11 protein-coding genes and 1 tRNA gene are annotated in these 13,455 nt (G+C 57.0%); 2 read left to right on the top strand and 10 right to left on the bottom strand.

Features of this window, described 5'->3' with window-relative positions:
* Positions 1-16: 16 nt before the first annotated feature.
* Genes Q1A07_RS02650 through Q1A07_RS02630 form a run of 5 tightly spaced genes read right to left on the bottom strand, consistent with a single transcriptional unit; the run spans position 17 to position 4,009 of the window.
* Positions 17-1,123 (bottom strand): DNA polymerase III subunit delta', encoded by a 1,107-nt coding sequence (locus Q1A07_RS02650; RefSeq protein ID WP_299777570.1) that lies wholly within the window; start codon positions 1,121-1,123, stop codon positions 17-19.
* Positions 1,120-1,758, bottom strand: a complete 639-nt coding sequence (gene tmk / locus Q1A07_RS02645; protein ID WP_299777569.1) for a dTMP kinase — start codon at positions 1,756-1,758, stop codon at positions 1,120-1,122. Before tmk ends, Q1A07_RS02650 begins: the two co-directional genes overlap by 4 nt.
* A complete protein-coding gene (locus tag Q1A07_RS02640) occupies positions 1,755-2,924 on the bottom strand; it encodes a D-alanyl-D-alanine carboxypeptidase family protein (protein WP_299777567.1) in 1,170 nt (389 codons plus the stop codon). The genes tmk and Q1A07_RS02640 overlap by 4 nt, the downstream gene beginning before the upstream one ends.
* Positions 2,925-2,945: 21 nt before the next feature.
* Entirely contained in the window at positions 2,946-3,791 is an 846-nt protein-coding gene (locus Q1A07_RS02635; protein WP_299777565.1) for an SPOR domain-containing protein, read from the bottom strand.
* Entirely contained in the window at positions 3,788-4,009 is a 222-nt protein-coding gene (locus tag Q1A07_RS02630) for a hypothetical protein (protein ID WP_299777563.1), read from the bottom strand. The genes Q1A07_RS02635 and Q1A07_RS02630 overlap by 4 nt, the downstream gene beginning before the upstream one ends.
* Positions 4,010-4,031: 22 nt before the next feature.
* On the opposite strand from Q1A07_RS02630, the gene Q1A07_RS02625 reads away from it, so the two are divergent.
* Positions 4,032-4,121, top strand: a tRNA-Ser gene (locus Q1A07_RS02625).
* Between the two features lie 815 nt (positions 4,122-4,936).
* Here the strand turns inward: Q1A07_RS02625 and Q1A07_RS02620 are convergent.
* Positions 4,937-5,995: a GlxA family transcriptional regulator gene (locus Q1A07_RS02620; protein ID WP_299777561.1), complete on the bottom strand. Its 1,059-nt coding sequence runs from the start codon at positions 5,993-5,995 to the stop codon at positions 4,937-4,939.
* On the opposite strand from Q1A07_RS02620, the gene Q1A07_RS02615 reads away from it, so the two are divergent.
* Positions 5,996-7,222 (top strand): MFS transporter, encoded by a 1,227-nt coding sequence (locus Q1A07_RS02615; protein ID WP_366944008.1) that lies wholly within the window; start codon positions 5,996-5,998, stop codon positions 7,220-7,222.
* 112 nt (positions 7,223-7,334) lie between these two features.
* On the opposite strand, the gene Q1A07_RS02610 is transcribed toward Q1A07_RS02615, so the two are convergent.
* The 4 genes from Q1A07_RS02610 to Q1A07_RS02595 all read right to left on the bottom strand — a co-directional run bounded on the left by Q1A07_RS02610 (position 7,335) and on the right by Q1A07_RS02595 (position 13,396).
* A complete protein-coding gene (locus Q1A07_RS02610; RefSeq protein ID WP_299777559.1) occupies positions 7,335-8,519 on the bottom strand; it encodes an MFS transporter in 1,185 nt (394 codons plus the stop codon).
* A gap of 16 nt (positions 8,520-8,535) precedes the next feature.
* Positions 8,536-9,315, bottom strand: coding sequence for a hypothetical protein (locus Q1A07_RS02605; RefSeq protein WP_299779121.1), 780 nt, complete (start codon positions 9,313-9,315; stop codon positions 8,536-8,538).
* Positions 9,316-10,381: 1,066 nt separating this feature from the next.
* Positions 10,382-12,208 (bottom strand): EAL domain-containing protein, encoded by a 1,827-nt coding sequence (locus tag Q1A07_RS02600; RefSeq protein WP_299777557.1) that lies wholly within the window; start codon positions 12,206-12,208, stop codon positions 10,382-10,384.
* Positions 12,209-12,418: 210 nt separating this feature from the next.
* Complete coding sequence (locus Q1A07_RS02595; RefSeq protein WP_299777556.1) at positions 12,419-13,396, bottom strand: quinone oxidoreductase; 978 nt, start codon at positions 13,394-13,396, stop codon at positions 12,419-12,421.
* Between the last annotated feature and the right edge of the window lie 59 nt (positions 13,397-13,455).

Genomic DNA, 13,455 nt, shown 5'->3' with positions numbered 1-13,455 from the left:
GGCGACCGGGCAAAGCTTACCCGGTGGCGGTTTGGCTAATCTTGATGAGGGTATCTAGGACCAGAGCGGCAGGGTCAAGGTTCACTGCAACCCCATGGCGCGCGCGCGCGCCGGTCTCTTGGGCAATCTGCGCCCAGGCACGGCCCGCGGCCTGATCCGGGGCAAGCCGGGCAAGGGTCGCGGCCTCCCCGGGGGCGGCTTCGATCCCTGGTGCCAGGCCGGTTGCACCGGTGCGGGCCAGGCGCGACAGCAGCAGGTCGATCAACTCAAAAAGAAGATCCCGTTTGGCGTCTGCCCCGCGCGCTGCAGCTGCCTCGGCCAGCTTCAGGGCGGCGGCCCGGTCGAATTGCGGCAGGGTCTGGATCAGGGCGACCAGATCGGCATAGGTTTTCAGACCGTCAAGCAGGGACAGTCGGATGGCCGCGCCAACCGATCCGCCAGAGAGCTCTGCCAGCGCCCCGGTGGCATCGCCCACATCGATACCGGCCTGATCAAAGGCCTGTGCCATGTCCTCCGCCGACAGCGTATTGAGCCGCAGGGTCCGGCAGCGCGAGCGGATCGTTGGCAGAAGGCCGGAAGGCTGGTGGCTGATCAATAAAAGCGTGGCCCTTTCAGGCGGCTCTTCGAGCATCTTGAGCAGTGCGTTTGCCGCAGAAGTATTCATGTCATCCGCCGCATCCACAATCACCACGCGGCGTCCGCCGTCGGTGGCCGACAGCTGGAAAAACCCGGCCAACGCGCGAATGTCATCCACGACGATCTGGTCACGTATCCGGTCGGTCGTCGGATTTGGCGTGCGGGTGATGGCCTTCAATCCCGGTTCGGCCCCGGCGGCAATGCGGCGGGCGACAGGGTGTTCGGGATCAATCGCCAGCGATGTTGGCGGCGGCGGGGCACCAAAGAGGCCATCGTCCTCCAGCGGTGGTGTCGCCAGCAGGAACCGCGCGATGTGCCAGGCCAGCGTGGCCTTGCCGATGCCGCGTGGGCCGGTCAGCAGCCAGGCATGATGTAACCGCCCGGTCGTGAAGGCGTCGAGAAAGGCCTGCTCTGCTGCGTTCTGACCAAAGAGCGTGGGCGTATCGCGCGGATGCGGCGCACCTTCGATCTGATCCGGTGTGCTCATGCCAGTTCCGCATCCACCAGCGTGGCGATGTCTTGTGCCACGGCGTCGACATCGCGGGCGCCGTCAATGATCCGGAAACGGTCTGCGAATTCCGTGGCCAGATCGAGAAACCCCTGCCGCATGGCGGTTTGCAGATCTTCGCCAAAGGCTTCGAACCGTTCATCCACCGTTTGTCGCGAGAGAGCGCGGGACAGGCCGACCGCAGGGTCCATGTCGATCAGAACGGTCAGGTCCGGCTCCCGCTTGATCATCAGGCTGTGCAGCTGATCCACGACGCCACGCAGATCGCCCCGGGACAGCCCCTGATACATGCGTGTGCTGTCGGCAAACCGGTCGCAGAGCACGATCTTTCCGGCCTTCAATGCAGGCAGGATGGTGCGCTCCATGTGGTCCCGACGGGCAGCCGTGAACAACAGGATTTCCGTCTCCGCCGACCAGCGGTCCGGATCGCCCTGCAACACCAGCGCGCGGATTTCCTCAGCGCCCGGAGAGCCGCCCGGCTCACGCGTGACCACGACATCATGACCGGCTTTTGTCAGATGGGCCGCCAATCGCTTGATTTGCGTGGATTTTCCGGAGCCGTCGATGCCTTCGAAGGTGATGAACCTTGCCGTCGCGCGCGTGTCTGCGCTCACGTCGCCTCCTCGGGTCCCTGAACGAGCTTCTTGAAAAGCACCAGCGCTGCGGTGCTGACGCGGCTGACAAACCCGCCCGCCGCAATGTCGCGATCCGCCACCAGCGGCAAGCGTGTCTCCGGCAGGCCCTCCAGCGTGAACACCAGCTCCGCCAGTTGATCCCCGGCCTTGATCGGCGCGTTTACCGGCCCGGTATAGACCACTTCGCCCTCGATTTCGTTGGCGGCCAGCGCCGGCATCAGAATGCTGATGTCTTCGGCCGCAACGAGCCCCACCGTTGGCTCGCTGCCCATCCAGACATTGGCCTGGGCAAACTGTTCGCCCGCTGTCGCCAGAGGACGCATGGCAAACTGGCGGAAGGCCCAGTTAACGATAGCCTGGGATTCCTGCGCGCGCGCCTGTACCGTGTCGAGACCGGAGATCACGAAAATCACCCGGCGGTCGCCCTGTTTCGCGGACCCGGTGAGACCATAGCCCGCCTCTTCGGTGTGGCCGGTCTTGAGCCCATCGGCACCGATGCCCATGGTCAGAACAGGGTTGCGGTTGCGCTTGTTGCTCGGCACACGGTTGTCGAACTCAAATTCCGTTTCCGCGAAAAGCGGGTAGAATTCCGGGAAATCGGTGATCAGGCGATTGGCCAGCAGGGCAAGGTCGCGCATCGACATCAGATGACCGGGTTGCGGCCAGCCGCTGGCATTGCTGAAGGTGGAATTGGTCATGCCCAGCTGCTGCGCACGCTGGGTCATCAGGCGGGCAAAGCCATATTCGGTGCCGTCCGGCGACAGCGCCTCGGCAATCACGACGCAGGCGTCATTCCCTGACAGGACGATGATGCCGCGGATCAGGTCTTCGACGGACACGCGCTCGCCAGACCGCAGGAACATGCTGGAGCCGCCGTAGGATTGCGCGTGCTCGGACACCGGCAATTCCTCATTGAGGTCCAGACCGCCATCGGCCTTGCCACGCCGGATCGCTTCGAACGCCATGTAAAGCGTCATCAGCTTGGACATGGAGGCCGGTGGCAGCGGGTCATCTGCATTCTTGTTGAGCAGAACAGTCCCGGTTGTCTGGTCCACGACGAAGGCGGAAGTGGCCCGCGTATCAAACGCGGCGGTGGTGGTGGCCGAAAGGCTGAGAGCCAGAAGGGCTGCGGCAAGACGGATCATGGCGACAAGCTCCTCAATCAGTTAGTTTGTCACGGCGTAGGCGTCAGAGAAGCCTTCGCCCTTGATGGTCGACAGAAGTTTTTTCTGCTCCGCCGCTGTTGTCGCTGGTCCAACAACGACGCGCCAGAATGGCTTCCCGCCGGCTTCCTGCTGCTTCACCGTGGGGATCAGACCTGCGCCGCGCATCTGCTTGGCGGCGCGTTCGGCATTTGCTTCCTGACTGAAAATTCCAATCTGAATGAAGGGTTTTTTCAATGTGGATTTTGGCAGGCTGGATTCGATGACCGGTGCAGATGGGGCTGGAGCCGCTGCCGCGGGAGTAACTGGTGTCGGTTCGGATGCGTCAATCGCTGCCCCGGCGGCGGCGATTGGGTCCAGTGAAGTTTCGCTGATTTCAGCTGGTTCTGCGATGGGTTCTTCCGCAACGGGCGGCGCTTGTTCCACGGCTTCCTTCCGCAGGGCCGTCACGTCCAGTTCAACGGGCGCGCCAGCCAGCACGCCAAGCGCTTCGGCGGCGTCAGAAGACATCTGCAGGCGCGGGCCAGGGATGTCACGCTCGCGGCGGAACAGAGCGCCCACGACGAACTGGCCATTGGTCTGATTGCGAATGATCACGCGTTCCGGTTCGGTTACATCGGGATGCGCCACCCACACACCGCCCAAAGATGGGCGACCGTCCCAGAGGCCGGCTTCGGTGGCTGAAAACACCTCAGGCGCTTCCACATCGCGTTCGACTACTGTGGCCGCCGGACCAGCTTCCACGGCCTCTTCGGTCGCTTCCGGTTTGGGGGTAAAAACATCTTTAAAGCTAAAGGAGCCAGCATCGTCACAACCGGCCAATATGCTCAAGGCAAAAAGCCCCGTCATGACCTTGAATGCGGGATTTCGAGGGGGGTTAATATCGCCGCGCATAATGATAGTCCTTGCCTGTTTTCCGGGTTTCCGGCACGTTTTTTTGTCCCTTGAATAGGGTTCTTTGGCGGCAGTGTACCTTGGCTTGCACGGTCTGGGAAGATGTTGCGCATCAAATCGGCGATATTCCCCAAAGAATGGACATGGATTTTACCGGTTTCAGAATCGTTCATGGACCTTTAGGACGGTTCAGCCGGAGGAGTGGCAGAGTGGTCGAATGCACCGGTCTTGAAAACCGGCGTGCGTGAAAGCGTACCGTGGGTTCGAATCCCACCTCCTCCGCCATTAATTATTCATTTCAATGTTTTACGACAAATCATGGGCTGCAATTGACCAGTGAAAAGCCCGTTTGGACTAGTCCACAGTAGCGATGGAAGATCGCATACCAAGAACGATACGCTTTCAAAGGCACAAGAATTTGAAAAGTGACCACCTCTGATTGGGCAACTACTACTTCGTTCGCATCGCTAGCTCTTTCCACTGCTGATTTTTATGGAACGTCTGGTCGAAGTTTATCTATCCGAGAGCCCGCCTAAGGGTTGGTATCTCAAGCAGAATTGCTTTTGGCGAAGGTTGGGACCACAACCCGGAAAGCATTTGCTTGAGCGTGGTAACCCATGGCCCCGGTGAGTTATCCTTGAGCTACACTGTTGTACGTACTCGCCGGCGCTGGATGGGACATAGAAAGCCCCGCACCTAAGCGCCGTCTTGCGCTTCTCGCACCCCTCCGTGGCTGACTCCTTCACAGCCCCTTACAGAAGACGCTGTGGTGGCTGCTGAGGTGTCCTTTGAGATCCTAATGAAGAATGTGAGGATGGAAGATCACTTGCCACTTCGCCATCTGCTCAGGAGTGAGGTTTCCTGAGAACGTATTGGCGCGATCCTCTAGGAAAAAGCTGAGAAACACTAATGGAATTCAGTTTTGCGGCCCCAACAGGGAGCGAACCAGCAAGCATAACGCTTCATTCAGGCGGTTCAAAGTCCGCTTCGGGCTGGTCGTTGTCATCTGGCCAAAACTCTCAGACGAGGGTTAGGAGACCTATTTCCATATCGTTGCAGAATGGCGAATGACGGCTCCGGGGCTCGTCAGGTGTTGAATACTAGTTTTCGCCGAACGTGTCTCTATAGGCCAAAGGCGATACGCCCACGTGACGTTGAAACGCCCGCCGAAGACGTTGTTCATCTGAAAAACCTGCGTTGAAGGCGATCTCACCCAATTGCAAATCGCTTCGGGCAAGTGCGCGTTTGGCGGCATCGACACGCATGATCTCCACAGCTTTAGCGGGGGTCATGCCCGTCTTCTCTTTGTATTTCCGAGAAAAGCTGCGCGGGCTCATGGCGATCCGTTCTGCGAGTTTCGGAACGCTCAGGTCGCTTTGCAGATGCCCTGCGATCCAGGCATGAAGGTCAGCGAACAGCCCCTCGGTTTCCGAAGCCTGAATGTTGAGTACATCGCTGAACTGGGCTTGTCCGCCCGGTCGCTTGAAAAACACCACAAGGGCTTGTGCAACCTGCATGGCGGCTTCATGCCCCATGTCCTCTTCGATCATGGCAAGCGCAAGGTCGATACCCGCCGTAACCCCGGCTGACGACCACATATTCCCATTTCGAATGAATAGCGGATCGCGCTTTACATCAATTTCAGGAAAGCGCCGCTTCAATTCATCTACCTGACGCCAATGGGTCGTCACGCTGTGTCCGTTGATCAATCCGGCAGCTGCGGTCAGAAAGGATCCCATACATGTCGAGGCGATGCGCCTGCACCCTTTGCTGGTCGCGGCAAGCCAGTCCACAAGATCTTTTTGCTCTACCGCATCAAAGACACCTTCCCCACCCGCAACGATCAATGTGTCGATAGGATCGCGGGCCACCTGTTCGAGAGGGATGCTGCTCAGGTCCACCTGACAATCTGTAGCAACAGGTCCGCCCTCGGGAGATGCCACTTCAATCTGATAGTGCCGTTTGCCATTCGCAATCTCAGTGTTGTTCGCACTTGAAAATGCCTGAAGCGGCCCCGTGACATCCAGAAGAGTGACGCCCGGATAGATGATAAAGACGACGCGACGGATCGAGTTGGCTGTTTTTGATTGCATATTGTCATTTATGCCATTCTTTGCGGCATGTAAACCGATCTGGTCATACACATTGGAGCCAGTCATTTGCCCTTAGCATCTCAAAACAAGACAGCGACACTGATCATCGGATTGTCCTTTGTTGCCCTCGCCCTGACATTTTCGGCAAGAGCGGCCCTTGGATTGGTTATGCCTATTCTGGAACAGGAGCTTGGCTGGTCCAGGAGCTTTACGTCTGGCGCTGCGGCTGCTGCCCTCCTCGTCATGGCCGCAATTGCCCCATTCGGGGGGCGACTCGTCGACAAACAGGGCGCGCGCGCGATCTTGTTAATCGGGCTTGGGGCTTTGGCGACAGGGTGTTTTCTGATTGCTGCCACGGCCAACCCTATTGCCTTTTTTCTGGCGTTCAGTGGCGTCGCGGCTGTCGGATTTGGCCTGGTCGCCACGCATGTCGTTTCAACTGCCGTCGAACAAGAGGTTGAGACGAACAGAGGTCTGGCGACCGGTATTGCGACATCAGGTTCAACGGGCGGCCAATTTATCTTTGTCCCGCTGCTAGCATTGCTCATCAGCACTTATGACTGGCGCATGGCCTTTGCGGCTCTTGGCATCGGGACACTCATCATCATGGGCTGCGTCTTTCGATGGTTTCCCAAAAACGTGGAAAGTAAAGACATCGCAGGCAAAGAGAAAAGTTCAGCCAGCACACTGCTACAGGATTTGCGGAACATCCTGAGACTACCAGCGTTTCAAATCCTGTTCTGGAGCTATTTCATTTGCGGGTACACGACCTCGGGTGTGATCGAGACCCACTTTCTGCCTTATGCTGCATTTTGCGGGTTCGGGCCGCTTCCGTCCGCCACAGCTTACGGACTCTTGTCCGCGATCAACCTTGTCGGGATGATCCTGGCTGGGTGGTTGACGGATCGCGTGAACAGACCGCTCCTGTTGGGGCTGATTTATCTGATGCGCGGCCTGACCTTCATTATCCTGCTCAACGTCGGTGCGAGTTTCGAGACGCTTGTCTTCTTCTCAATCCTGTTTGGGCTGGTGGACTATTCAACCGTGCCGGTGACGGCGAGCCTTGTGGCCTCCCATATCGGCAGGGGGGTCATGGGATTGGCCTTCGGATTGATTTCGGCCGGACATCAGATCGGCGCTGCCGCCGGGGCCTACTTTGGGGGAATGTTGTATGATCTCTATGCTCAGTATGATTTGGTTTGGTGGTCCTCTGTCTGGCTGGCAGTGTTTGCGGGCATTTTGGTGTTTTTGATGAAGGACAAACCGGAAGTCCGGTCTCCGTCGCCAGCCTGAGACACGTCATCAATACTGCAAGGATCGGTGGGGCAGGCACCCTAAAACCTTGCTCGGACGGAAGAAAAGTCAGCGCTGCCGTCACTTGCGGCTCAAGACGAAGGTCCGCTTATCACCCTTCGTCAGCCAGCCCCTTGTTTGCCGCAAGCGCGCAGACGGCTGCGGCCAGGCACGAAAGGCCCATCGCAACTGCGGCATATGCAAACTCGGTCTCCGCGAGTAGTGCAACCGCCGCAATTCCACCGAAGCGCGCGAAGGTGATGTCGAGGCTGGTTGACACCGCGCTCATCCCCTTTGGCGCGAACCTCAGGATCAACTGTGTCGAGGGTGCGTTGCTGCAGGCCAAACCTGACCCAACCAGAACTGACGACGCAATAAGCAGCAAGAAGTTATCGCCGAGGTACAAAAGCGGAAATCCGGCGACGATAAGCAGCGGTGCTGCAAACATGATCGCCCCAAGATGTGGACTGTCTACCATGTTTCGCAACAGTGTACTCAGACAAGAGAAGGTAAGCCACATGATCGACAGTACAAAGCCGATGCTGGCTGCTTCGACTTCATTTTCTGACAGCCAGACCGGGAGTCGAAACAAATAATAAGTGATGGATCCGTATGTGCAGAACACGTAGAGAAATGTCATCCATAGGTCACGAGCTTGAAAAAGCGCCGAATAGTCGGCGGGACGGCCTGTGTATGGCGCAGGATCTTTGCTGGATGGGGAGCCGCTCAGGACCAATAATGCGATTGCTGCTATGATTGCGATGAAAATGAATGCGGTTTTCCACCCATCTCCACCAAGGAAGCTGCCATAGAAAAGTGGTGCGAAAGCAGCAAGGTAACCAGAAATACTACCCCAGACGATCAGTGCCCTTCCTGGCTTCTGCGGCAAGGCTCGTGTAAGGAGAAGGGGCACAAGCGGCGCAAAGATTCCGCCGCCAAGGCCTTGAAGTATGCGCCCTGCGATGAGCATCTCGAAGCTGTCTGCGGCGGCCACGATGAGCGATCCGGCAGCGAAGAATGCGACCCCATAGCCGAAGACTTTTCTCGTACTAAAAGCGTCACCACACCAGCCGCCGAGCAGCACGCCAACCGCAACCGCAATGCCATAAGAATTGAAAACCCAGGCCAATTTGCTGATCGACAGATCGAAGTGTAATTGGATCGCTGGCAATAGCAGCGGAACCAGTGTGAGTTCCATCACGAACGCAACGTTTGCTGCGACCGGTCCTATGATCGCTTTGCGCGGCGGCCCGGACGCCAGAGTTTCCTTTTCAATATCCGACGTATGGGCCGTCATCGATCAACCCCACCGATCAGACATTTGCACGTGCGTCGAGATGGTCCTTTGCATCAACAGTTTTGGTGGAACGGACTGCTGAAACGCCAAGCGCGTGTTGAGATACTTCCGGCACCGGCGCAAGCATATTGGCCATGTCCCGGGCTCCCATCCAGATCAGGTAATCCTCTTCGGTTACCTGTTGGTCCGGGCCCAGCCATCGTCCGGGTTCACAATGCGTGTAGCCGTACCGCAGGTGGGCGCCCTTTGCGCCCAATCGTTTGGGCACTAATGCAAAAACAAATGATGGGTTCCAGGTTCCGACCATGATTTCGAAAAGGACACGTGACAGCAGTGCGGTTGCGCCCTGGCTGCGCGGACCGCCAAGGCCGTGGGCACGAAGCCAGAAATCGCCCTGATAGCAAACCTGTCCCGTGATCGTCTGCAGCGCTTCCGGCCCCGAGTAAAAGGTACAATTCGGATCGGGCGTCGTATCGGGGGTGATATACTTGTGGCGGTGGTCGTTCAGGTGCGTCGCCAGCGAAATGCCCGACAGGTCCAGAAGACGCACTGCCTGCGTGTGGACGAGCTCACCATTGGCATTGAAGCCGCAAATCCAGAAGCCGTTTGTACGATCGACGTAAGAACTCGCCACATCGAACATCGGATAGATTGGACCGCGATCAGGCTGCTGGCTTCGATAAGCGCGGTATTTGGCAAAGTCGTCGCCGACTTCAACCTGAATTCCCATGCCTTCAAGATCGCGAAGAATGCCAGACAGGCTGGCCGTGATATTAAACAGTCTACTTGGTAACATGCCCACCCAATTGGCCAATTGTTTCCGGTCAGGCAAGTACATTCCCATCAATTGGTTAAGGATTTGTTAGCCAAGTTTGATCTGCAAACAGAAATTTTAACGGCTTCCCGGTCTCAGGTCTTTGGGGTTGTTGGTTTGAAAGAGAGCCCCTGGACTGCGTGACGTCTCCTGCGCGCGCGGCCTTTTGCCGGTAAACGTGGATGATTATTTGAAGTAAGGCTCTTCGTTTGGCTCGAGTGCGTCGCTGCATCGCAGACGTTTCCGGGGATTGTTCATGTCCGCAAATGTCGGGCGTGGGGCCGCAGCAGCAGTAGTTCTTTGGATTCTGTCATCCGGTCCATCATTCAATCTACGCAATCCATCGTTGTTGTTCTGCCCGCCTCAGACACCCGAGGCGAATGCGATCAAAACAAGAAAGATTCATAGAATTTAATGAAAGTCTCCCATAATTCCGAAGTGCGATTAGTGCTTTGCTTTTAATGGGTTAATTATGTTTTAAGCTTCCAAGTAACTCGCGCAGCCGAGCTCCAAGTCCGATCTGTTTCTCTCGACTTCCCGAAATGTGGCATTCGGAAGGCGGCGTCGGAGGCACAGCCATATTTTTGCCAAATCCGGCTTGGATATTGCGTTGCGAAAGGGACGGCTATGAATATTGATCAACTTCTTGATGTGTCTTCCTGTGTGGGCAGCCCACCTCCCGGGTCGGTGAATGTATGCATTGGAAACGCTGTCGAAGGCCCTGGAGGACGGTGGATTCCATGCGCGTCCGCAATCGTGAATGGCGCGTACGTGTCCTGTGTTTATGAAGTCGGGCCAGGGCGCAGGCAGGTTTGTTCCGCTGCTCAACCCACATATTCTGCCGATGAAGCGCTTTCTCGTGCGATTGAACTCGCTGTCACTGCTGCTGCATAGGGCGGTTTGTTACGGATTGCGATTGATGGCTCATCCGCTAGGGCGGCCGAGTCTATTTGAGCGGCATGAGGCTGGGACGAGATGGCGCCTCATACCTAAGGCGACAAAGGTTAGCGTCGCCAAGTTTTGCGTTGCCAGACAACTGTCACACCGCTCAACCGACGTCCCGTATCTCCGGCGACCAGAACTGGCCCCCTGTTTCAAGCAGCCTGTCACGCAATTCGGTCTTGCTCATTGGTCTGCCAAAGTAGAAACCCTGCAGGTAATCACAACCCATCTTGCTCATGATCCGTGCATGCTCTTCCGACTCTACGCCTTCGGCGACCACCCGCATGCCGAGGCTCTTTCCGATACCGATTATGGACGCGGTTAGTGATCTGGCGCCGACGTCCGATACGACTGGTTGAATGAAATGGCGATCAATCTTCAGGATCGTCGGCCTGATTTCCAGCAACCCCCGCACTGATGCGTGCCCGGTGCCGAAGTCGTCGAGCGCAATCGTAACACCCAACTCGTCAAGCTCGTCGATGGTCCACCGAACCACGTCGCCTATGCGATCCAGATAGACGGACTCCAGAATTTCGACGGTCAACCGCTTTGGATCGATGCCGGAGCTCTTGATATCATGAATGAAGGTTGGATCAGCCAGCCTGGCGGCGGAGACATTCACCGCAACCCGAGGAAGATCAACGCCTGCTTCGTCAAAATCCGACAGGGCACCTGACAAACTGGCAAAGACGATCTCATCGATCCTCTTAAGAATCCCCAGATGTGAAGCGGTGTCGAGAAAGGCCGCCGGAGCGAGAAGTCCTCTGGTGGGATGAGGCCACCTGACCAGTGCCTCTGCGCAAACAATTCGACCCGTTTCCGCATCGATCAAGGGTTGAAAATACGGGATGAATTCTCGTCTTTCGCAGGCAATGAGGAGATCCGATGCCAGTTGCTTGGTCGCAATGGAATTCGCGTGCATCTCTTCGGTGAAAAACGACCACCGTCCCCGCCCTTGGGATTTCGCGTGATAGAGGGCCGCATCGGAATCTGCGACGACCTGTTCCGGAACATCCATGCTGGCATTTGCGATCGCTACGCCGACGCTCGCGCTGCAGGCGGTCGATTTGCCATCAAATGAAAATGGCGCTTGCATCCTTTGAACAATTTCGTCGGCCAGGCTGCTTACATTCAGGGCGCTGGTCCCGAGCGGTCTCAGGATCACGAATTCGTCGCCGCCAAGACGCGCGACCAGATCGGTCTCATCGGTCAGATCCCGCAGCATATGGGCAACGGACACCAGCAGTCGGTCGCCAGCATCGTGACCAAGCGTATCGTTGACGAATTTGAACCGGTCGAGGTCGATATAGAGTACCGCGAATTCTGTTCCATGCGTCTTGAGATTTCCTATCCAGGTCTTCAACTCGACCTCGAAATGCCGCCGATTGGACAGGCCGGTCAAAGCATCTTCGTTAGCGTCCTTGGCCACCGACCTTGCAAGTTCATGCAGGCGCGTATTTTCCTTCTCCAGCCGATGAATTTTTTCGACGGCTTTTGCGTAGCCTGCCTGATCCGGTATCGCGGAAAGATCGTCCTGTCGCGTGGCGGGTTTGGCACGTTCCTCCTCGAGTTCAATGATCGAGCAGAGCCACCAATGGTTGCCGGTTTCGGGATCGGAGAGGTGTGTCCAGCCCATACGCTGCAGATAGTTTTCGCCGTTTTTGCGGTTGTTGAGCGCCTTGGTTGAAAAATTCTCCCAGTTCATCAGTTTTTCGATGATGTAGAGATGAACGCCTTGCTCCAGATCCGGACCGATCAAAATGGTTCCGCGTTGACCTAAAACCTCGTCTGCGTCATAGCCGGTAATCTTTGAAAAGGCTTTGTTGCACCATTGGAATTCCATGACAGCACCGTCGTCATTCGACGCCAGAGCGAGTGCGAGGCCTTCAGTGCACTTATCATTGATTTGATTGAATATCTGAGCAGGGATCACGGACAAGTTCTACGTTGTTCCACGTTTGCATAGCCGCCAGACGACTAGGAACCGTTAAGCTTGAACAATGTGCGAACGTTTTTTTGCAGAAAAGTGGAACCATTCGTGAGTAAACGCTGGAAGCCTGCAAGTTTACGGGGCTTTGCGGGCCGATCCCTGTCCCCTGCCTGTTGATCGGACAGGGGACAGTTTTGACGGCTGCTCAACGCACTAAGGGAGCAAGATCGTGCAGCCGGTCGTCAGCCGGTTCTCAAGCAGCTCATGTGCTTTTTGCGCCTGATCCAGAGGCAGTTCCTGATTGATGGCGACACTGATCTTTCCTGAAGCAATCATCTCAAAGAGAGAACGCGACGCGTCATTCAACCACTTCTTGTCCTGCGTGAAGTGGTACAGTATCGGTCGCGTCAGACGAAATGATCCTGCCGCGAGATCGGCAATCTTGAAATCGTCTGCCGGACCTGATGCCTGACCGAAAAGAACCAGCGTTCCGAACATCTTGAGGCAGTTCAGCGAACCCGGATAGGTGTCTTTTGCGATACTGTCATATACTGCGTCGACACCCTCGCCGCCGGTGATCTCGCTGACCCTTTCGGCGAAATTCTCCGATTTGTAGTCAATCACATGGGTGTAGCGACCGGTGGTCTTGGCAATCGCGCATTTCTCCGGGCCGCCTGCCGTACCAATTGTTGTCACTCCCTTTTCGGCCAGCCACTGCCCGGCCAGAAGTCCAACCCCGCCCGCCGCCGCGTGAAACAGGACGGTATCCCCGGCTTTCGGCGTAAAGCTGTCATGGATGAGATAGTAGGCTGTCAGGCCTTTCAGAACCGATGCGGCGGCCTGCGCGTCTGTCACCTCGTCTGGCAGGGTGACCAACTGTGCCGCGTCGATCACGCGGTGGCTGACGTAAGCGTTGTTCGGCATGGTATAGGCGACCCGATCGCCGGCTTTGAAACCGTCAACGTCTGGTCCAACGGCTTCGATAACACCTGCGGCTTCGCTGCCGAGCACAAGGTCCGACTCGACCGGCCAAGGGTAGAGACCGCTGCGAAAGTAGATATCGAGGAAATTCACACCAACGGCCGTCTGCTTCAGTAAAACCTGCCCTGCGCGCGGCGAGGGAACGTCGAGGTGTATTTTGTGAAGAACGTCCCGGTCGCCGGGCGTTCGTGCGGCGATAGCATAAGCCATTTTCGCTCCTTAGGGTTTTAGGTGCCGTTTCTGCCCGCGCTGGTCTTGTCCAGAACTGC

Source organism: uncultured Roseobacter sp. (assembly GCF_947492555.1).
Lineage (GTDB): Bacteria > Pseudomonadota > Alphaproteobacteria > Rhodobacterales > Rhodobacteraceae > Roseobacter.
This window is presented reverse-complemented; position numbering and strand designations above follow the sequence as displayed.

Bases quoted from the DNA above. Each gene is read 5' to 3' on its own strand.
- Q1A07_RS02595 (WP_299777556.1), bottom strand. From the start codon at position 13,396: ATGGCTTATGCTATCGCCGCACGAACGCCCGGCGACCGGGACGTTCTT.
- Q1A07_RS02640 (WP_299777567.1), bottom strand. From the start codon at position 2,924: ATGATCCGTCTTGCCGCAGCCCTTCTGGCTCTCAGCCTTTCGGCCACC.
- Q1A07_RS02635 (WP_299777565.1), bottom strand. From the start codon at position 3,791: ATGACGGGGCTTTTTGCCTTGAGCATATTGGCCGGTTGTGACGATGCT.
- Q1A07_RS02610 (WP_299777559.1), bottom strand. From the start codon at position 8,519: ATGACGGCCCATACGTCGGATATTGAAAAGGAAACTCTGGCGTCCGGG.
- Q1A07_RS02650 (WP_299777570.1), bottom strand. From the start codon at position 1,123: ATGAGCACACCGGATCAGATCGAAGGTGCGCCGCATCCGCGCGATACG.
- Q1A07_RS02605 (WP_299779121.1), bottom strand. From the start codon at position 9,315: ATGTTACCAAGTAGACTGTTTAATATCACGGCCAGCCTGTCTGGCATT.
- Q1A07_RS02620 (WP_299777561.1), bottom strand. From the start codon at position 5,995: ATGACTGGCTCCAATGTGTATGACCAGATCGGTTTACATGCCGCAAAG.
- Q1A07_RS02630 (WP_299777563.1), bottom strand. From the start codon at position 4,009: ATGAACGATTCTGAAACCGGTAAAATCCATGTCCATTCTTTGGGGAAT.